We start from the raw sequence: 17559 nt of genomic DNA on the forward strand, positions 1-17559 counted from the left end.
TGCGGGAGGTCCGCTCAGGGACAGGGCGGCGGTCAGCCGGTCGTGAGGGCGGTGTCGTCCACGACGAAGCCGGTCTGGAGGGAGGAGTCCTCGGCGCCCGTGAACTTGAGGGCGACGGTGGATCCGGCGAACGACGACAGTTCGAAGGTCTTCTGCGTGTGTCCGGTCGCCTTGTCGAGGTTGGAGTAGGTGGCCAGCGTGGTCGATCCGGCGGTGACCGTCAGCTTGTCGTAGGCGGTGCCGGTGGTGGTCTCCGTGCTGTCGACGTGCAGCCAGAAGGTGAGGGTCGCCCTGCAGCCGCTCGGGACGGCCACCGACTGGGTGAGCGTGTCGGTGTGGGGGGAGCCGTAGCCGTCCAGCCGGGCCTTGCAGGAGCCGCCGTGGGCGGCCTGGCTGCTGGAGTCGGTGATGACTCCGCTGCTGGCGGTCCAGCTGGTGCTGCCGGACTCGAAGCCGGCGTTGCCCAGGAGCTGGGCGGAGGTGCAGGTGCCGCCGCCGGTGGAGGCCGTCCAGGTGAAGGCCGCGGTGCCGGTCGCGCCGGTGCTGCCGGTCACCGTGACGGTGGCGCCGGTGGAGCCGGCGGTGGTCGGGGTGCCGGAGATCAGGCCGGTGGTGGAGCTGATCGACAGGCCGGCGGGCAGACCGGTCTCGGCGTAGGTCAGGGCGCCGCTGTTGGTGCTGCTCGCGGTGATCTGGAGGTTGACCGCGGTGCCGACCGTGGCGGACTGGCTGCCCGGGTTGGTGACGGTGACGCCGCTGCTGGGCGGGGTGATGTGGCTGCCGACGTTGATGCCGGCGAAGGCGTTGCCGACTCCGGCGTACTGGGCGGAGCCGCTGCCGTAGAGTGCGGCGGCCGCGTTGAGGGCGGCGGTGCGGGCGCCGGCGTGGTCGGTGCTGGACGTCGTGTACGTCGTCAGCGCCTTGTACCAGATCTGCAGCGCGGCGGCCCAACCGATACCCGCGACGGCGACGCCGTCGGAGGCCGTGCTGGTGTAGGTGACGCCGTTGACGGTCTTGGTGCCGCTGCGGCCGAAGGTGTTCTTGTAGAAGTCCCAGGTCGTCTGGGCCCCGAAGTGCGCGTCGACGCCGGCGGTCCGGGTGCGGGAGCCGGCGCCGGTCCCCCAGGTGTCGTCGGCGTCGGTCATCAGGGTGCCGGTGCCGGACCGCCGTCGAGGGCCCGGAGCGCGGTCACCCTCCCCGCCGCCCCGCCCGGAACCGTTGTTACGGTGCACCGGTGTCCGACTCCTCACGCGATACCGCCGAAGGCGCCGGCTGGGGCGCCCATGACCCCGGCGCCTACAAGCAGTTGATGCCCGCCGAGGTCCGCAGGATCTCGTGGCTGGACCCCAGGATGCTGTGGGCCGCGCGCAACGGCGTCCTGGCGTCCTGGTTCGGGGACCCCACCGGCCGTACGCGCGGCCGGTGGGTGGCCCAGCGGGCGGCGGCCGGGGCGCCGGCGGACAAGGTGATCCGGCGCTCGGACCCGGACCGCTTCTCCTTCATGGTGATCGGCGACACGGGCGAGGGCGACGACCCGCAGTACGCCGTCGTCCCCGGCTTCCTGGCCGTGGGTCAGGACACCAGCTTCGCCGTCCTGGCCAGCGACGTCATCTATCCCGTGGGCGGCGCGGACGACTACGCCGGCAAGTTCTTCCGCCCGTACCGCGACTACCGGGCGCCGATCTACGCGATACCCGGCAACCACGACTGGTACGAGGACCTCGGCGCCTTCATGCGGGTCTTCTGCGGCGACGCCCCGCCGCTGCCCGAGGAGCCCGCGCCCCGGCCGTTCGGCCGGGCCTGGCTGCGCTCGCGGCTGTGGCACCGCCCGCGCCACGGCGCCGGCGAACGGCTCGACCGGGCAAGGGCGTTGCGGGGTGGACCGGCCCAACAGGCCGTGCAGCCCGGTCCGTACTGGGCGATCGACTCCGGGCCGGTACGGATCATCGGCATCGACACCGGCCTGCTCGGCACCCTGGACGCCGAACAGGGCGCCTGGTTGCGGGAGGCGGCGCGCGGGCCGCGCCCGAAGATCCTGATCACCGGCTCGCCGCTGTACGTGGACGGCGAGCACCACCCCTGCCCGATCGAGGGCGGCGGCACGGTCGACGAGATCGTGCGCGACCCCGCGCACCGGTTCGTCGCGGCGATCGGCGGCGACATCCACAACTACCAGCGCTACCCGGTGCCCCTGGCGGACGGCCGCACGCTCCAGTACGTCGTCGCGGGCGGCGGCGGCGCGTTCATGCACGCCACCCACACCATCCCACGGGTCGCCGTGGGCGGGGTCACGGAGGCCGGTTTCCGCTGCTACCCGCTGCGCGGCGACTCCCTCGCCTTCTACAGCCGCCTGTACGGCCGACGGCTGCGGCTGCGCCGGTTGTTCAGGATCACCGAGGCCGAGGCGACCGCGGTGATCGCCGAGCGGCTGGGCATCCCGCCGACCCGGGGCCCGGACGGTCCGGTGCGGATCACCCGGCGGATCCGGCTGGTCGCCACCCTGCTGGGCACCGCCCGCCGACCGGACCGCGGGGCCCGGTTCCGGCTGCCCGTGCGCAAGATCTACACGTCGCTGTTCTCCCCGAGTTCGGCGACGTACAGCCCGCCGTTCTTCAAGTGCTTCCTGCGCCTGGACGTGAGCCCCGAGAGCGTGCGGCTGCGGTGTTTCGCGGCCACCGGCAACCGCGCGCAGGAGCTCGACCCGCCGGTCGAGGACGAGGTCGTCATACCGCTGACCTGACCCCTTGCTGCGACAATCACCCGAGCACGGTGTGCGCGCGGTGCCCGCCGTCGACGAGGGAGGAACCGATGCCGATCGCCCCCCGCCCGCTGCGCAAGCTGGGCTTCCTCACCATCGGCCTGTTCGACGAGGCCGACCCGCGCCGCGGGCACGAGACCACGCTGGAGATCATCGAGCTGGGCGAACGGCTGGGCTTCGACAGCGCCTGGCTGCGCCACCGGCACCTCCAGTACGGCATCTCCTCCCCCGTGGCCGTCCTGGCGGCCGCCTCGCAGCGCACCAGCCACATCGAGCTGGGGACCGCGGTGATCCCGCTGGGCTGGGAGAACCCGCTGCGGCTGGCGGAGGACCTCGCGACCGTCGACGTCCTGTCGGGGGGCCGGCTCAATCCGGGGGTGAGCGTCGGCCCGCCGATGCACTACGACCGGGTCAAGCAGGCCCTGTACCCGGACACCGCCGACGCCGAGGACTTCGGGTACGGCAGGGTGCGGCGGCTGCTCGACCTGGTGCGCGGCGAGCCCGCCACCGACTTCAGCGGCAGCGAGGGCTTCGAGGTGTTCTCCGACCGTGTGCAGCCGCACTCCCCCGGCCTGGCCGGCCGCCTGTGGTACGGCGGCGGCAGCATCGACTCGGCGCGGTGGGCCGGGGAGAACGGCGTGAACCTCCTCACCAGCAGCGTGGTGAAGGCCGAAGGACCCGACGGGGAACGGGACTTCGCCGACATCCAGCTCGCCCAGGTGCGTGCCTTCCGCGCCGCGCACCCCGACGGGGACGCGGCCCGCGTCTCGCAGGGCCTCGTCGTCGTCCCCACCGACTCCGCGACGCCCCGGCAGCGCGCGAAGTACGAGCGGTTCGCCGCCGAGCGCCTCCCGCGCACCGCGTCCCCGCAGGGTCCGGCCCGGCTGCTGTTCGCCCCGGACCTGGTCGGCACCTCCGCCGAACTCGCCGAACGCCTCCACGCGCACGCGGCGTTCCGCGAGATCGACGAGGTCGCCTTCGCCCTCCCGTTCGCCTTCGCCCACGAGGACTACGTACAGATCCTCACCGACATGGCGACCGCGCTGGGGCCGGCGCTGGGGTGGAGACCGGGCGGCTGAGAACGGCCGCGGTGCCGGCGGGTGCCGGGCGCGCCGCCCGGTGTCCGCCGGGCGGCGGCCTCACCAGCGGCCCGGCTCCGTCCCCGTGACCGGCTGCGACGGCTGGCCGTCCACGCCGACCGGGACGTCTCCCGTGAGCATCACGCGGTGCATGGTGCGCGGGAAGCCGAGGTGGGCGTTGTCGGCCGGGGCGAGGTGGATGGTGGCGCGGTTGTCCCAGAAGGCCACGCTGCCCGGTTCCCAGCGGAAGCGCACCGTGTACTCGGGGCGGGTCGCCTCCGCCAGCAGCAGCTCCAGGATCGCGGCGCTCTCCGCGCGGGAGAGGCCGGTGATCTGCTCGACGTAGTAGCCGTTGACGTTGAGGATCCGCTCGCCCGTCTCGGGGTGGACCCGTACCAGCGGGTGCACGGAGGCGACCTGGTGGTCGAGGAGGTGACGGACGTAGGCGTCGTCGCCGGGGCGGGGCTGGTAGCCCACGCCGAGGCGGTGTTCGGCACGCAGTTGTCCGGCGAAGCGGCGCAGGGGCGCGGAGAGGCCCGCGTAGGCGGCGGCCAGGTTGGACCAGGTGGTGTCGCCGCCGTACGGGGGGACGGTCTCGGCGCGCAGGATCGTCGCGGCGGGCGGGTCGACGCGCGCGCCGTGGTCGCAGTGCCAGCCGCGCAGCAGGGTGTGGCGGCGGCGCCGTAGCCACTCGTCGTGCTCCATGCCGAACCGGCCGCCGAGTTCCAGCCGGTCGGCGGTGGTCTCGATCTCGGGGAAGTCCGCCGGGGAGGCGCTGCCGCGCCTGGGCAAGACGACCGGTTCGCCGAACCGGCGGGCGAACGCCACGTGCCCGGCGTGGTCCAGGCGCTGCCCGCGGAAGAAGACCACCTTCCACCGCAGCACCGCCGCCCTGATCGCGGCGACCTGTGCGTCGTCGAGGCCGTCGGCCAGGTCGACGCCGTCGATGTCGGCGCCGATGTGCCCGGCGGCCGGCCGGAGGATCAGACCGGCGTCCCGTACGGCCTCCTCCAGCGCCTCGTCGAGCGCCGCGACCACCGTCGTGTGCGCCGGAGCGCCCCCTGCCGCGCCCTGCGCCCCGTCCCTCGCCACGTCCTCCACCACGTCCCTCGCCTCGCTGTCGAACCCGGTCGTCATGCTCGCTCCGCTCGTCCTCGCAGCCGGTACGGCTCCTCGGAGATCGTGACAGCGAATCGACGACGTGACGACAGCGCCTCCGTCCCCGCCCCTCCGGTTGATCGATCCCCGGCCCGTCGGCGAGGGTGGAAGGACGACACAGCCGAGGGAAGGCCTGATGGTGAACCACGTCCCCGCCCGCACGCTCAACGACGGAACGACCCTGCCGGCGATCGGTCTCGGCACCTGGCCGATGGACGACGCGCAGGCGGAGGAGGCGGTGGTGGGCGCGCTCGGCCTGGGCTACCGCCTGATCGACACGGCGACGAACTACCGCAACGAGAGCGGCGTGGGCCGCGGGATCGCGCGCGGCGGGGTGCCGCGCGAGGAGATCGTGGTGACGACGAAGCTGCCGGGCCGCCACCACGGCCACGACGAGACGCTGGCCTCCTTCGAGGAGTCCCGCCGACGGCTCGGCCTCGACCGGATCGACCTGTACCTGATCCACTGGCCGCTGCCCCGCGTCGACAAGTACGTCGACTCCTGGCGCGCCATGATCAAACTGCGGGAGGAGGGGCTGGTCCGGTCGATCGGCGTCTCCAACTTCACCGCCGCGCACATCGAGCGGCTGGAGGAGGAGACGGGCGTGCTGCCCGCCGTCAACCAGATCGAGCTGCACCCGCTCTTCCCGCAGGACGCGCTGCGCGCCTTCCACGCGTCCAAGGGGATCGTCACGGAGAGCTGGAGCCCGCTGGGCCGCGGCTCGGCCCTGCTGGAGGACCCGGCCGTGGTCTCCGTCGCCGAGGCCCACGGCGTCACTCCCGGCCAGGCCGTCCTGCGCTGGCACCTCCAGCTCGGCGCGGTGCCCGTCCCGAAGTCCTCGGACCCGGAGCGGCAGCGCGCCAACCTGGACGTGTCCGGCTTCGAGCTGGGGGCGGCACAGATGGCGGCGATCGCGGACCGCGTGCCCCGGCGGCTGGGCGGGGATCCGGAGGACCACGAGGAGTTCTGAGCCGGGGCGCCCGCCCGGGGCGCGGGCCGGCGCCGGCATGGACACCCGCGTGCGAAGGCGCGCCCGGCGGCGGAGGGTTCCCGCCAGGACGGCGGGAGGGCGGCGCGGGTACGGCCCGCAGGACGCCCGCCGGGGCCGAGGGCAGACCGGGGCCACGGCGGCACCACGGCCCCGTACGGCTACCGGGCGCGATGGGCGCGCAGCACCTCCAGGGCGCGGTCGGCGTGGGTGTTCATCCGCAGTTCGCTGCGGACGGCCGCCAGGACGGTGCGATCCTGGCCGATGACGAAGGTGACGCGTCTGGTGGGGGCCAGGGAGAAGCCGCGTTTCACGCCGAACCGTTCCCGCACGGTGCCGTCGGCGTCGGACAGCAGCGGCATGCCGAGCGTGTGGCGGCCGGCGAACTCCTGCTGCCGGTCGACGGAGTCGCCGCTGATGCCGACGGGACGCGCGCCGACGGCGGCGAACTCGGCGGCGAGGTCGCGGAAGTGACAGGCCTCCGCGGTACAGCCGGCGGTGAGGGCCGCGGGGTAGAAGAAGAGGACGACGGGTCCCTCGGCGAGCAGTTCGGTGAGCTTGCGGACGGTGCCGGTCTCGTCCGGCAGTGCGAAGTCCTCGACCAGGTCACCGGTCTCGAGTGCCTTGCTCACGGGGTTCCCTCCGTCTTCCGCGTGTTCCGTGCGACATTGCGGGCCCACAGCACGAGGGGCACCTGAAGGGGCAGCCGGCCGACGGCGGCGGCCTTGAACGGGGCCGGGCGGTGGCGCCAGTCCACGGCCATCTTGACGTTGGCGGGGAAGACGCCGACGAAGAGCGCGGCCGTCGCCAGCGCGGCCCTCCTGCGGGTCGCGGGCAGGGCGACACCGGCGGCCAGGGCCAGTTCGACGGCGCCGCTCGCGTACGTCCAGGTCCGCGGCGAACCCGGCAGGGAGCGCGGCACGATCGCGTCGAAGGTGCGCGGCGCGGCGAAGTGGGCGACGCCCGCGGAGGCCAGGAGGCCCGCGAGCAACAGGGGTGAACGGTGGGACCGGGGCACGGCTCTCTCCTCTGACGGCCTGGCGCGCGAGATTACCGGAGAGTAGAGACCGCTCGGTCGGCGGGGTCCGGCCCACGGCGCGGGGTCCGGCCTCAGGTGGGGTCCGCCCGTGCCCCGGCCGGCTGCCCGGAGTCAGCGCCGGCGGCGCGGGCCAGAGGGTCGTCGGCCGTGCGGGGGAAAGGGCGGGGGCGCCGCGACTCGCCGGGGTACCGCTGGGCGATCGGCCGGAGTCCCCTCGCGGCGGACGGGCGCGGCGGACCGTACGGCGGGACGAGTACGCCGGATGTGCGGCGACCGCACGACGACACGGGGCGTCACGTCCGTCACCATGGAGCAGCCCCCTACCGGACCACGGCCGGGTACCCCGGCCGGCCCGCGGCACGGACCCCGAGAACGGACCCCATGACCATCCGCGTACTGCTCGCCGACGACCAGGCCCTGCTGCGGGCCACCTTCCGCATCCTCATCGACTCCTGCGACGACATGGAGGTCGTCGCCGAGGCCGCCGACGGCGCCGAAGCGGTCGGACTGACCCGCGAGCACCGGCCGGACGTCGTCCTGATGGACATCCGCATGCCCGGCACCGACGGACTCGCCGCCACCGCCGCGGTCTGCGCCGACCCGGACCTGTCCGCCACGCGCGTGCTGATCCTGACGACCTTCGAGATCGACGAGTACGTCGCCGCCGCGCTGCGCTCCGGCGCGAGCGGCTTCCTCGGCAAGGACGTCACCGCCGACGCCCTCCTCGACGGCATCCGCACCGTGGCCTGCGGCGAGTCCCTGCTGTCCCCGCTCGCCACCCGCGCCCTGATCACCCGTTTCCTCACCTCCCCCGCCGAGGGCGCCCGACTCGCCGCGCCCGACGACCTGTCCGTGCTCACCGCACGCGAACGCGAGGTGATGGCCTGGGTGGCCGAGGGCCACTCCAACGACGAGATCGCCGAGAAGCTGTTCGTGAGCCCGCTGACCGTGCGCACCCACGTCCACCGTGCCATGACCAAGCTGGGCGCCCGCGACCGTGCCCAACTGGTCGTCATCGCCTACCAGACGGGCCTGGTCCAGGCCCCGCCGCTGCCGCCGGGCAACCAGCTCTGACCGGCGGGGCCGCGCCGGCTTCCCGTTGCCCCGGTCCTGGACGGGTCCGGCCCGGACGCCGGTGAAGGCGGCGCGGCCCGCCGCGACCGCCTCCGTGCACCTGGTGCCGTTCGGCGTTGAGGTGACCGGCGGACGGCTCCCTGCCGCGGGTGCCGTACTCCCGGCGCCGCGCCCGGCCTGCGCCGGCCGTCCTGGCTCCGGCTCCGGCTCCGGCTGCGCACCGATCCGACACCCGAGGAGCCGTCGGCCGACCTCCCGGACGTCCCCCAAGCCTGCCGACATGGTGTCAGAAGCCATTTATTGGGCTGCGCTTCACCACCGGGACGCCCGCGACCCCTTGGCGCGGAACTGGAGATCGGGGAAGCTGAACTCCCTTTTCCCCCACAGCCGTTCGGCTGCGCCCGGTCCTGAGGAGGACGCAGTGTCGTCACCCACGTTCAAGAAGCACCGCAGGAGATGGCTCACCGGGCTCGCCGGTGCCGCCGCGCTCGTCGTCGCCGTCCCCACGGTCGCCCACGCCGCCCCGCCCACGGCCCTCCCGGCCAACGCCGAAGCGGGCGAGCGCGCGTACCTGCCCGCCTTCGACTACGACACGGACGGCTGCTACTCGACCCCCGCGATCGGCCCCGACGGAACCGTCAACGGCGGCCTCAACCCGACCGGCGCCCTCAACGGCAACTGCCGTGACGCCTCGGACCTCGACAACACCAACAGCTACTCCCGCTACAAGTGCAACAACGGCTGGTGCGCCTACCTGTACGGCCTGTACTTCGAGAAGGACCAGGCGCTGGCGGGCACCAGCATCGGCGGGCACCGGCACGACTGGGAGCACGTCGTGGTGTGGGTGCAGAACAACGCGGTGAAGTACGTCTCGACGTCCAATCACGGCTCGTTCACCGTCACCGCCGCCTCCGGGGTCCGCTTCGACGGCACCCACGCGAAGGTCGTCTACCACAAGGACGGCATCAGCACGCACTGCTTCCGGCTCGCCGGCTCGGGCGACGAACCGCCGGAGAACCACAAGGGCACCTGGCAGTACCCGCCGCTGGTCGGCTGGAACGGCTACCCGGCGGGCGTGCGCGAGAAGCTGGCCGCCTACGACTTCGGCAGCGCCCACTTCGGTCTGAGGGACGACAGCTTCGGCAACCACCTCAACTCGGCCAAGCCGTCCGGGATCACCTTCGACGCGTACGCGTGACCCGGTGACCGGGTCCGGTCCCGGGGCGCAGGACCCGAGCGGGACGCGGGTCCGGCCGCGGGACCGGCCCCGGACCGGCGCACCCGCTCCCGGCGCGGTCCCGTGTCCGGGCCGGGACGCGCTTCGCCCCGAGCGTCGAACGGCGGCCCTCCCGAGGGTCTATCGTGTCCCGCATGTCCGTTCCGGAACTGATCCGCATCGTCTCCCGCGACTCGCCCATGGCACTGGCCCAGGTGGAGCGCGTCCGCGCGGAGTTGGCCGCCCTGCACCCCGGTGTGCGCACCGAGGTCGTCCCCGTGAAGACCACCGGCGACAAGTGGCTGGGAGACCTGTCCCAGGTCGAGGGGAAGGGCGCGTTCACCAAGGAGGTCGACGCGGCCCTGCTGGCCGGCGAGGCCGATCTGGCGGTGCACTGCGTCAAGGACGTCCCGGCGGACCGGCCCCTCCCGGCCGGCACCGTCTTCGCGGCGTTCCTGAAGCGGGACGACATCCGGGACGCCCTCGTGCACCCGGGCGGGCTCACCCTCGACGAACTCCCGGCGGGGACCCGGATCGGCACCTCCTCGGTGCGCCGGGTCGCCCAACTGGCCACCACCCACCCGCATCTGGAGTGCGTGCCGTTCCGCGGCAACGCCAACCGGCGGCTGGCGAAGCTCGCGGCGGGCGAGGCGGACGCGCTGCTGCTCGCGGTGTCGGGCCTGGAGCGCATCGGCCGGCCGGACGTGATCAGCGAGGTCCTCTCGCCGGAGACGATGATGCCGCCCATCGGCGCGGGCATCCTCGCCCTCCAGTGCCGTGCGGGCGACGGCGAGCTGATCGACGCGGTCAGCGGGCTCGGTGATCCCGCGACCCATCGGGAGGCCACCGCCGAGCGGATGTTCCTGCACGTCCTGCAGGGCCACTGCAACAGCCCCATCGCCGGTTTCGCACAGGTGGACCGCGGCGGTGAACTCTCGCTGCGGGCCTGCGTGTTCACCCCGGACGGCAAGACCCGGCTGAACGCCCACGAGTGGGCGGGCCGCCTGGACCCGGCCACGCTCGGCACGTCGGTGGCCGTCGCGCTGCTGCGTCAGGGCGCCCGCGAGATCATCGACGGCATCCCGCACTGAGCGGGACGGGGCGTCGGGCGGGGCGTCAGGCGGTGCCCTCTTCGGCCTGGTCGCGCAGGAAGTTGCTCACCTGGCGCGCCAGGCTGTCGCGGACCGCGGCGGGGGCCCCGGCGGCCCCCTCGTGCAGGCCGACACCGCCGACCCACATCCGCCGCCCGGCCCACTCCTCGTCGACGCGCAGCTGGATCTGCACGTCGACCTGGCCCAGCGCGGCCTCGGGCCCGGCGGCGTACAGCACGGCGGTGGCGCGGCGCAGCGGGTAGACGTCGAACCCCTCGATGAACTGCGAGTTGCGCCAGTCGATGAAGGCGCTCTCGCCGTCGGGGCCGATCCGCACGTCGATCTGCCCGTCCTCCAGGTGGACGCCGAAGCTCTGCTCGCCGCGGTTCTCGACGGTCACCCGCAGGGTGAAATACGTCAGCCCCTCGGCCGCGTCGTCGCGTCCCCGGGGCGGCTCCGCCCGCTCCAGACGGTGGACGCGGACCCGCAGACCGGCATGCTCGTCGTACTCGTGCCAGTCCCCGACCACGTTCGGCTCGTACACAGTCCACCTCTCGACTTCTACGGGCTGCTTCCTATCCGTGGGCTCAGCGCACTGTCAAATGAGCGGAATGCGGTGTGGCCAGGGCCTTCACCCCTTTTGATCGGTGATCAAGCCGTGCGCAGGAAGAATCCCGTTCCGGGCCGCGCGGACGGCACGGCGGGAGTGCCGCACATCACGTCGCGGACAAGATCGACGGCACCGAGGGCCGGGGCGACGCGTTCACCAGCGTCCCGGCGAGGACGCGGGTGAAGAGGAAGACGTTCTCCCGGCCGGCAGGGCCGGTGCCGACGGACGGCCGCACGGGGGATAAAATGCACCCAGCCGGAGCAAATGCGATGATCTGTTTTAGATCGCTCATAACGGGCATCAGCCCGGAAGTGCTTCGGACAGGAGGCACCTCCGTGGGAACCCGCCGACGGGCCCCGGGAGATCTCCCCAAGGTCCGAGCGAGCGTGCTTCCCACGGTGTCCGTCCATCCACCGGCACCCACCTGAGGGAGGCACGCCTGATGCGTCCCACCGTCAGAACCAAGCAGCACCCCCACGACGACGCACCGGACACCGCCGAGGCCTTCGTCCGGCTCGCCCGGCTCCCCGACGGCCCCGAACGCCAGTCGCTCCGCGACGAACTGGTCCGCCTCTGGCTGCCCATGGCCGAACGCATAGCCGTCCGCTTCCGCGGGCGCGGCGAGTCCCTCGAAGACCTCTACCAGGTGGCGGCCCTCGGACTCGTCAAGGCCGTCGACCACTACGACCCGGACCGCGGCCGCGCCTTCGAGGCCTACGCGGTGCCGACGGTCACCGGCGAGATCAAGCGCCACTTCCGCGACCACATGTGGACGCTGCACGTCCCGCGCCGGGTCCAGGACCTGCGCAACCGGGTGCGGCACGCCACGAAGGACCTCTCCCAGACCACGTCGGGACGGGCCCCGACCATCGCCGAGATCGCCGAGTACGCGCAGCTGACCGAGGACGAGGTCCGCACCGGCATGGAGGCCCTCGAGTGCTTCTCCGCGCTGTCGCTGGAGGCCGAGATGCCCGGCACCGACGGCTACGCGCTGGAGGACGCCCTGGGCGACCCCGACCCGGGGTACGACACCGTCCTCGACCGGGTGGCCGTCGCCCCGTGCCTGCGGGCCCTGCCGGAACGCGAGCGGACCATCCTGTACCTGCGCTTCTTCGGCGGCATGACCCAGAGCAGCATCGCCGAGCAGCTCGGCATCTCGCAGATGCACGTCTCCCGGCTGCTGAGCGGATGCTTCGAGCGGCTGCGCGAGGAGATCGCCGCCGGCCCCCACTGACGCGGCACGGGCGCCCGTCACCGCGGCGGACGACGGCGGGGCGGGCGCGGACCGGACGTCACCGCGGCGGACGGCGCTCCAGCGGCGGCGCACCGGGAATCCGGGTGGGGCCGTGACGGTCCACCGCGTCCTCCAGCTCCGCACGGATCTCGTCGGGCATCTGCCCGCTGCGGCCCCAGAGGAGGATCAGCTCCGCGACGTTGCGCAGCTTGATGTTCGTGTGCTGGGAGACCTCCTTCAGCACCGTCCATCCCCCGTCCGGCGTCATCCGTCCCAGACCGACGATCACCCCGATCGCCTGGTCCACCACGGCGTGCGAGGCCACGGCGTCCTTGAGCCGGCCGACCTCCCGCTGGAGTTCGACGATGCGGTCCGTTTCACCACGGGATTCGCTCGGTACTCGGCGCACACCCCCATCGTGCCACCGGGCCGCTCGGCAGGCGCCGTGGAAGGGTCCGGCGGGACACTGGTGGCATGCCGCAGGCCGCCGATCGACCAGGAACGCGAGTGCCATGAACCATCACCGCTCTCATGCCGCCTCCGGTGCGACGGAGGTCGTCTCCACGCACTCCGTGTTCGGCGCGCCCTGCTGGGTGAGCCTGACCAGCCGGGACATGGAGGCCACCCAGAGGTTCTACGGGGCCGTCCTCGGGTGGGACTGGCGTCGGGGCAGCCTCGGCGACCACTTCCGCACGGCCCTGGTGAACGGCGTCCCCGTGGCCGGCATCGCCGGCGTCGCGTCGGTGTGGCAGATGGCGGTGGCCTGGACGCCGTACTTCGCCGTGCCGAGCGCGGACGTGGCGGCCTCCCGCGCGCGGGAGCGGGGCGGCACGGTCGCCGTCGGACCGATCTCGCTGCCGCCTGGCCGGGCGGCGCTGCTGGCCGACCGGGACGGCGCGACCTTCGGCGTCTGGGAGGGCTCCCTGGTCGGCAACTGGGAGGCCTGGCGGCAGGCCGCCCCCGCGTTCATCCGGCTGCACACCCGTGATGCCTTCGACTCCGCCATCTTCTACGGCGAGATCCTCGACTGGGCGAGCGACCGGCCGGGCTGCTGCGAGGTGCACTACGAGGGCGGCGAGGTGGTGCTGCGCAGCCGGGGCGACATCGTGGCGCGGATCGAGTCGGGTGCCCTGGAGGCGGCACCCGACCCGACGATCCGGCCGCACTGGCAGGTCCACTTCGCGGTGCCGGACGCGGCGGCCTGCGCGCGGGACGCCGAACGGCACGGCGGCAGCGTGCTGGCCAAGGGCGCCGACGAGGCCGTACTGCGCGACCCCGACGGCGCCCAGTTCACGGTGACCTCGCGCCGCGGCCGCTGAGCGCCCGTGCGGCCGCCTACTCCGAGCGGCGCGGCGGCCTCGAGAGCACGATGAGGCCGCGGGCCTCCACCGTCACCTCCGCGCCCGCCTTGTACTCCGTCTCGTCCGGGCCGCCGTCCGGCTCCACCGTGTCGACGCAGACCGCCCAGCGCTCCCCGTACCCGGCACCGGGCAGCCGGAACACGACCGGCTCCCAGTAGCTGTTGAGCAGCAGCAGGAACGAGTCGTCGACGACGGGCCGGCCGCGCGGGTCGGGTTCGGCGATGGCGTCGCCGTTCAGGAACACGCCCACGCAGTGCGCGTCGGAGCGCTGCCAGTCGCGGTCGGTCATCTCGCGGGCGTCCGGCAGCAGCCACACCAGGTCGGGCAGCGGCTGCCCGGCGTGGGTGACGGTCTCGCCGCGGAAGAAGCGGCGGCGCCGCAGCACGGGGTGGGCCGAGCGCAGGGCGACGAGACGCCGGGTGAAGTCGACGAGGTCGCGCCGCTCCCGGGTCGGCCGCCAGTCGATCCAGGAGACCTCGTTGTCCTGGCAGTAGGCATTGTTGTTGCCGCGCTGGGTGCGGCCCATCTCGTCGCCGTGGCAGATCATCGGGATGCCCTGGGACAGCAGCAGGGTGGCGAGGAGATTGCGCTGCTGGCGGGCGCGCAGTTCCAGTACGGCCGGGTCGTCGGTGTCGCCCTCGGCCCCGCAGTTCCAGGACCGGTTGTCGCTCTCGCCGTCCTGGTTGTCGTCGCCGTTGGCCTCGTTGTGCTTGTCGTTGTAGGAGACGAGGTCACGCAGGGTGAACCCGTCGTGCGCGGTGACGAAGTTGACGCTGGCGCGCGGGCGGCGCCGGTTGTGGGCGTACAGGTCTGCGGAGCCGGTCAGGCGGGAGGCGAACTCGCCGAGCGAGCCCGGCTCGGTCCGCCAGAAGTCCCGTACGGCGTCGCGGTAGCGGCCGTTCCACTCCGACCACAGGGGCGGGAAGTTGCCCACGTGGTAGCCGCCCTCGCCGACGTCCCACGGCTCGGCGATCAGCTTCACGCGGCTGATCACCGGGTCCTGCTGGATCAGGTCGAAGAACGCCGAGAGCCGGTCCACCTCGTGGAACTGCCGGGCCAGGGTGGCCGCGAGGTCGAAGCGGAAGCCGTCGACGTGCATCTCGGTCACCCAGTACCGCAGCGAGTCCATGATCAGCTGCAGGACGTGGGGGTGGCGCATCAGCAGGCTGTTGCCGGTGCCGGTGGTGTCGTAGTAGTGGGACCAGTCCCCGTCGACCAGGCGGTAGTACGAGGCGTTGTCGATGCCGCGGAAGGAGAGGGTGGGGCCCCTCTCGTTGCCCTCGGCGGTGTGGTTGTAGACGACGTCGAGGATGACTTCGAGGCCGGCCGCGTGCAGCTCCTTCACCATCGCCTTGAACTCGGCGACCTGCCGGCCGCGGGTGCCGTGGGCGGCGTAGGCGTTGTGCGGGGCGAAGAAGCCGATGGTGTTGTAACCCCAGTAGTTGGACAGGCCCCGGTCCGTCAGAAAGCCGTCCTGAACGTACTGGTGAACGGGCATCAGCTCGATTGCGGTCACGCCCAGCGAGGTGAGGTGCCCGGTGACCGCGGGGTGGGCGAGGCCCGCGTAGGTGCCGCGCAGTTCGGGCGGGACGTCGGGGTGGGTGCGGGTCAGGCCCCGCACGTGGGCCTCGTAGATCACCGTGTCGGCGTAGGAGCGCTGTGGGGGCCGGTCCCCGCCCCAGTCGAAGGCCGGGTCGGTGACCACGCCGAGCAGGGTGTGTCCGGCGCTGTCCCCGGGGTCGGGGCGTTCCCCGGCCCGTTCGAACAGTGCGGCGTGGTTGTCGATCTGTCCGTCGACGGCTCGGGCGTAGGGGTCGAGCAGGAGCTTGGCCGGGTTGCAGCGGTGGCCGGCGGCCGGGTCCCAGGGGCCGTGGACCCGGTAGCCGTAGCGCTGCCCGGGGCCGACGCCGGGCAGGTAGGCGTGCCAGACGAAGCCGTCGACCTCGGTCACCGGCACCTCGCGGCTGCTGCCGTCGTCGTCGAGGAGGACGAGGTCGACGCGGTGCGCGACCTCGCTGAACAAGGCGAAGTTGGTGCCGTTCCCGTCGAAGTCGGCGCCCAACGGGTAGGGGCGCCCGCTCCAGGCGGGCACCCCTGCACTCCGGTACGGCCGGGAGGTCACCGGGCGCCCTCCAGGACGCCGTGCGTCTGTTCCGCGGCGGCGAGGGCCGCGACCGGCAGTTCGCGCGGCACCTTGAGCATTTCGCGCAGGTTCCGCTCGGGGAGGGTCGGCACGAGCGGGACGCGCTCGCCGGCGCGGGCGCGCTGCGAGAACCAGATGACCTTGCTGCCGGTGTCGGTGGCGCAGCAGCCCCAGCCGTCGCTCGTGGCGGCGATGCTCTCGAGGCAGGCGCGCAGGTCCTGGTCCGGGCGCAGGTCCCGGTCGTCACCGCCGACCGCCGTGATCAGGTGCTGGCCGTTCCACCACAGCTCGACGGAGGTGTGCTTGTCCGTGGCGTGCTCGTCGATGGCACTGAGCAGCATCTCGGTCCCACCGCAGACGGGCTCGACGAGCGTTTCGAGGTCCCAGTACCTCAGGTGTGCGGCCAGGATGCGCCTGACCTGCCGGACCCGGTCCGGGCTCACGTCCACGTCGAGGTGGTAGTAGCAGGGAACTGCGGTCTTCATCGTCGTTCGTCTCCTCACCGGCGAGGCTCCGCTCCTTCTCGGCCCGGCGGGCCGAGCCTCGAACACGAAGCGTGAGCATTGGTCGCTCCTGAGTCACAACCACAGTGAGGCTGCTACGCCATTCGTGCAACACGAGCGCACCACGGACAAGATCCAACAGGACGTTGGGTGGTGGGCCGTGCACCATAAGTGAAGGCCTCGGGAGGTTTGACGGTTTCGCACCTCTGCTTACATGGCCGACCCGCTCGCCGCGGGGCGACGTACCTCTCGAACTCCCGGAAGGTGAACAGCGCCATGCTGCTACCAGCGAAGACCGAAGTCGCCAGACGTCTGCGCAGCTACCGCGCCTGGGAACGCGTGATGCTCGCGCGCCCGGGCGACCGCGCGGTGCGGGCCACCTTCGAGGACTGCGGATACACCCTGTGCGTGCTGATGGGCAAGCGTTGCGCGCGGGAGGCCGCGGACGCCGCGGAGCAGTACCTGCGCGCGGGCGCGGACACCCGCCTCCTGCGCGGCGGGGCGATCCGCAGGAACGGCGTCGCGCGGCTCGCGACGACCCGGCCGACGCTGCGTCTGACGGCGGATCGGTAACACCCCGGCCGCTTCGGCCGGGGCACCAACAGCGGGCGACAGAAACCTTTTTCAGTACAGCGGAGGTGCAGCGTGAGGTCCACCAGAGCGATCGGCCGTATCCCGGTGCGGGACGTCCGTCCGCGCGTGGAGTGCGGCCGTCGACCGGCCAAGTCCGTGAGCGGCGAGACGTTCGAGATCACCGCGACGGTGTTCCGCGAGGGCCACGACGCCATCGGCGCGAACGTGGTCCTCAAGGACCCGGACGGCCGCCGTGGACCGTGGACGCCGATGCGTGAACTCGCGCCGGGCACCGACCGCTGGGGTGCCGAGGTGACGCTCGACGAGGTGGGCCGCTGGACGTACACCGTGGAGGCCTGGAGCGATCCCGTCACGACCTGGCGCCGGCACGCGGAGATCAAGATTCCCGCGGGCATCGACACGGGGCTGGTCCTGGAGGAGGGCGGGCACCTCTACGAGCGCGCGGCGGCCCGGGTGCCGCGCGGTCCGGCGCGGACCGTGGTGCGGGAGGCGGCGCGCAGGCTGCTCGACGACTCGCTCCCGGTGACCGAGCGGTACGCGGCGGCGCTGGCGCCCGAGGTGGACGAGGTCCTGGCCCGCCACCCCTTCCGGGAGTTCGTCTCCGCGAGTGCCGCCATGCCCCTGCTGGTGGAGCGGGAGCGGGCGCTGTACGGCTCCTGGTACGAGTTCTTCCCGCGTTCGGAGGGGACCCCCGAGCGTCCGCACGGCACG

Annotated in this window: 18 protein-coding genes and 1 pseudogene; 10 read left to right on the forward strand and 9 right to left on the reverse strand. The window is 73.0% G+C overall.

The annotated features are described in order from the left end of the window. Nucleotides 1-32 precede the first annotated feature (32 nt). Nucleotides 33-1163 (reverse strand): annotated as a pseudogene (locus AB0N31_RS32125) (putative Ig domain-containing protein); the annotation flags it as partial. Between the two features lie 71 nt (nucleotides 1164-1234). Between AB0N31_RS32125 and AB0N31_RS32130 the strand changes: the two are divergent. Both AB0N31_RS32130 and AB0N31_RS32135 read left to right on the forward strand, forming a co-directional pair. Next, nucleotides 1235-2740, forward strand: coding sequence for a metallophosphoesterase (locus AB0N31_RS32130; protein ID WP_366062012.1), 1506 nt, complete (start codon nucleotides 1235-1237; stop codon nucleotides 2738-2740). 68 nt (nucleotides 2741-2808) lie between these two features. Then, entirely contained in the window at nucleotides 2809-3837 is a 1029-nt protein-coding gene (locus AB0N31_RS32135) for an LLM class flavin-dependent oxidoreductase (RefSeq protein ID WP_366062013.1), read from the forward strand. Nucleotides 3838-3897: 60 nt separating this feature from the next. Here the strand turns inward: AB0N31_RS32135 and AB0N31_RS32140 are convergent, their stop codons facing one another. Continuing rightward, nucleotides 3898-4974, reverse strand: coding sequence for a TauD/TfdA family dioxygenase (locus tag AB0N31_RS32140; RefSeq protein ID WP_366062014.1), 1077 nt, complete (start codon nucleotides 4972-4974; stop codon nucleotides 3898-3900). Nucleotides 4975-5131: 157 nt separating this feature from the next. Here AB0N31_RS32140 and AB0N31_RS32145 point away from each other — a divergent pair, with 157 nt between their 5' ends. Next, entirely contained in the window at nucleotides 5132-5965 is an 834-nt protein-coding gene (locus tag AB0N31_RS32145; protein ID WP_366062015.1) for an aldo/keto reductase, read from the forward strand. A gap of 179 nt (nucleotides 5966-6144) precedes the next feature. Here AB0N31_RS32145 and AB0N31_RS32150 read toward each other — a convergent pair whose 3' ends face one another. Together AB0N31_RS32150 and AB0N31_RS32155 are read right to left on the reverse strand one after the other, a co-directional pair. Further along, nucleotides 6145-6615: a peroxiredoxin gene (locus AB0N31_RS32150; protein ID WP_366062016.1), complete on the reverse strand. Its 471-nt coding sequence runs from the start codon at nucleotides 6613-6615 to the stop codon at nucleotides 6145-6147. Continuing rightward, nucleotides 6612-7001: a hypothetical protein gene (locus AB0N31_RS32155; RefSeq protein WP_366062017.1), complete on the reverse strand. Its 390-nt coding sequence runs from the start codon at nucleotides 6999-7001 to the stop codon at nucleotides 6612-6614. The genes AB0N31_RS32150 and AB0N31_RS32155 overlap by 4 nt, the downstream gene beginning before the upstream one ends. Nucleotides 7002-7403: 402 nt before the next feature. Between AB0N31_RS32155 and AB0N31_RS32160 the strand changes: the two genes are divergently transcribed. From AB0N31_RS32160 to hemC, 3 genes are all read left to right on the forward strand, one after another. After that, nucleotides 7404-8096, forward strand: coding sequence for a response regulator transcription factor (locus tag AB0N31_RS32160; protein WP_366062018.1), 693 nt, complete (start codon nucleotides 7404-7406; stop codon nucleotides 8094-8096). 421 nt (nucleotides 8097-8517) lie between these two features. Then, nucleotides 8518-9294 carry an NPP1 family protein gene (locus tag AB0N31_RS32165; protein ID WP_366062019.1) on the forward strand — a complete coding sequence of 259 codons (777 nt, stop codon included), beginning with the start codon at nucleotides 8518-8520 and terminating at the stop codon, nucleotides 9292-9294. 173 nt (nucleotides 9295-9467) lie between these two features. After that, entirely contained in the window at nucleotides 9468-10403 is a 936-nt protein-coding gene (hemC, locus tag AB0N31_RS32170) for a hydroxymethylbilane synthase (protein ID WP_366062020.1), read from the forward strand. Nucleotides 10404-10428: 25 nt separating this feature from the next. Here hemC and AB0N31_RS32175 read toward each other — a convergent pair whose 3' ends face one another. Further along, a complete protein-coding gene (locus tag AB0N31_RS32175; protein WP_366062021.1) occupies nucleotides 10429-10947 on the reverse strand; it encodes a hypothetical protein in 519 nt (172 codons plus the stop codon). Between the two features lie 172 nt (nucleotides 10948-11119). Further along, entirely contained in the window at nucleotides 11120-11248 is a 129-nt protein-coding gene (locus tag AB0N31_RS32180; RefSeq protein ID WP_366062022.1) for a hypothetical protein, read from the reverse strand. Between the two features lie 207 nt (nucleotides 11249-11455). On the opposite strand from AB0N31_RS32180, the gene AB0N31_RS32185 reads away from it, so the two are divergent. Beyond that, nucleotides 11456-12247 (forward strand): RNA polymerase sigma factor SigF, encoded by a 792-nt coding sequence (locus AB0N31_RS32185; RefSeq protein WP_366062023.1) that lies wholly within the window; start codon nucleotides 11456-11458, stop codon nucleotides 12245-12247. Between the two features lie 58 nt (nucleotides 12248-12305). Here the strand turns inward: AB0N31_RS32185 and AB0N31_RS32190 are convergent, their stop codons facing one another. Next, nucleotides 12306-12656, reverse strand: a complete 351-nt coding sequence (locus AB0N31_RS32190) for an ANTAR domain-containing protein (RefSeq protein WP_366062024.1) — start codon at nucleotides 12654-12656, stop codon at nucleotides 12306-12308. A 103-nt stretch (nucleotides 12657-12759) separates the two neighbouring features. Between AB0N31_RS32190 and AB0N31_RS32195 the strand changes: the two genes are divergently transcribed. After that, complete coding sequence (locus AB0N31_RS32195; protein ID WP_366062025.1) at nucleotides 12760-13566, forward strand: VOC family protein; 807 nt, start codon at nucleotides 12760-12762, stop codon at nucleotides 13564-13566. Between the two features lie 16 nt (nucleotides 13567-13582). On the opposite strand, the gene glgX is transcribed toward AB0N31_RS32195, so the two are convergent. Both glgX and AB0N31_RS32205 read right to left on the reverse strand, forming a co-directional pair. Beyond that, a complete protein-coding gene (gene glgX, locus AB0N31_RS32200; protein ID WP_366062026.1) occupies nucleotides 13583-15700 on the reverse strand; it encodes a glycogen debranching protein GlgX in 2118 nt (705 codons plus the stop codon). 26 nt (nucleotides 15701-15726) lie between these two features. Further along, entirely contained in the window at nucleotides 15727-16236 is a 510-nt protein-coding gene (locus AB0N31_RS32205; RefSeq protein WP_366062027.1) for a pep a2, read from the reverse strand. Between the two features lie 294 nt (nucleotides 16237-16530). Between AB0N31_RS32205 and AB0N31_RS32210 the strand changes: the two genes are divergently transcribed. Together AB0N31_RS32210 and AB0N31_RS32215 are read left to right on the forward strand one after the other, a co-directional pair. Continuing rightward, nucleotides 16531-16827: a DUF5133 domain-containing protein gene (locus tag AB0N31_RS32210; RefSeq protein ID WP_366062028.1), complete on the forward strand. Its 297-nt coding sequence runs from the start codon at nucleotides 16531-16533 to the stop codon at nucleotides 16825-16827. A gap of 72 nt (nucleotides 16828-16899) precedes the next feature. Then, on the forward strand, nucleotides 16900-17559 hold a 660-nt coding region (locus AB0N31_RS32215; protein ID WP_366062029.1), incomplete at its 3' end, for a maltotransferase domain-containing protein.

Origin of the sequence: Streptomyces sp. NPDC051051 (genome assembly GCF_040682975.1) — a bacterium.
Lineage (GTDB): Bacteria > Actinomycetota > Actinomycetes > Streptomycetales > Streptomycetaceae > Streptomyces.

Excerpts from the sequence above, each read along its gene's own strand:
- AB0N31_RS32210 (WP_366062028.1), top strand. The coding sequence starts at position 16,531 with ATGCTGCTACCAGCGAAGACCGAAGTCGCCAGACGTCTGCGCAGCTAC.
- AB0N31_RS32205 (WP_366062027.1), bottom strand. The coding sequence starts at position 16,236 with ATGAAGACCGCAGTTCCCTGCTACTACCACCTCGACGTGGACGTGAGC.
- AB0N31_RS32135 (WP_366062013.1), top strand. The coding sequence starts at position 2,809 with ATGCCGATCGCCCCCCGCCCGCTGCGCAAGCTGGGCTTCCTCACCATC.
- AB0N31_RS32145 (WP_366062015.1), top strand. The coding sequence starts at position 5,132 with ATGGTGAACCACGTCCCCGCCCGCACGCTCAACGACGGAACGACCCTG.
- hemC (WP_366062020.1), top strand. The coding sequence starts at position 9,468 with ATGTCCGTTCCGGAACTGATCCGCATCGTCTCCCGCGACTCGCCCATG.
- AB0N31_RS32160 (WP_366062018.1), top strand. The coding sequence starts at position 7,404 with ATGACCATCCGCGTACTGCTCGCCGACGACCAGGCCCTGCTGCGGGCC.
- AB0N31_RS32140 (WP_366062014.1), bottom strand. The coding sequence starts at position 4,974 with ATGACGACCGGGTTCGACAGCGAGGCGAGGGACGTGGTGGAGGACGTG.
- AB0N31_RS32195 (WP_366062025.1), top strand. The coding sequence starts at position 12,760 with ATGAACCATCACCGCTCTCATGCCGCCTCCGGTGCGACGGAGGTCGTC.
- AB0N31_RS32185 (WP_366062023.1), top strand. The coding sequence starts at position 11,456 with ATGCGTCCCACCGTCAGAACCAAGCAGCACCCCCACGACGACGCACCG.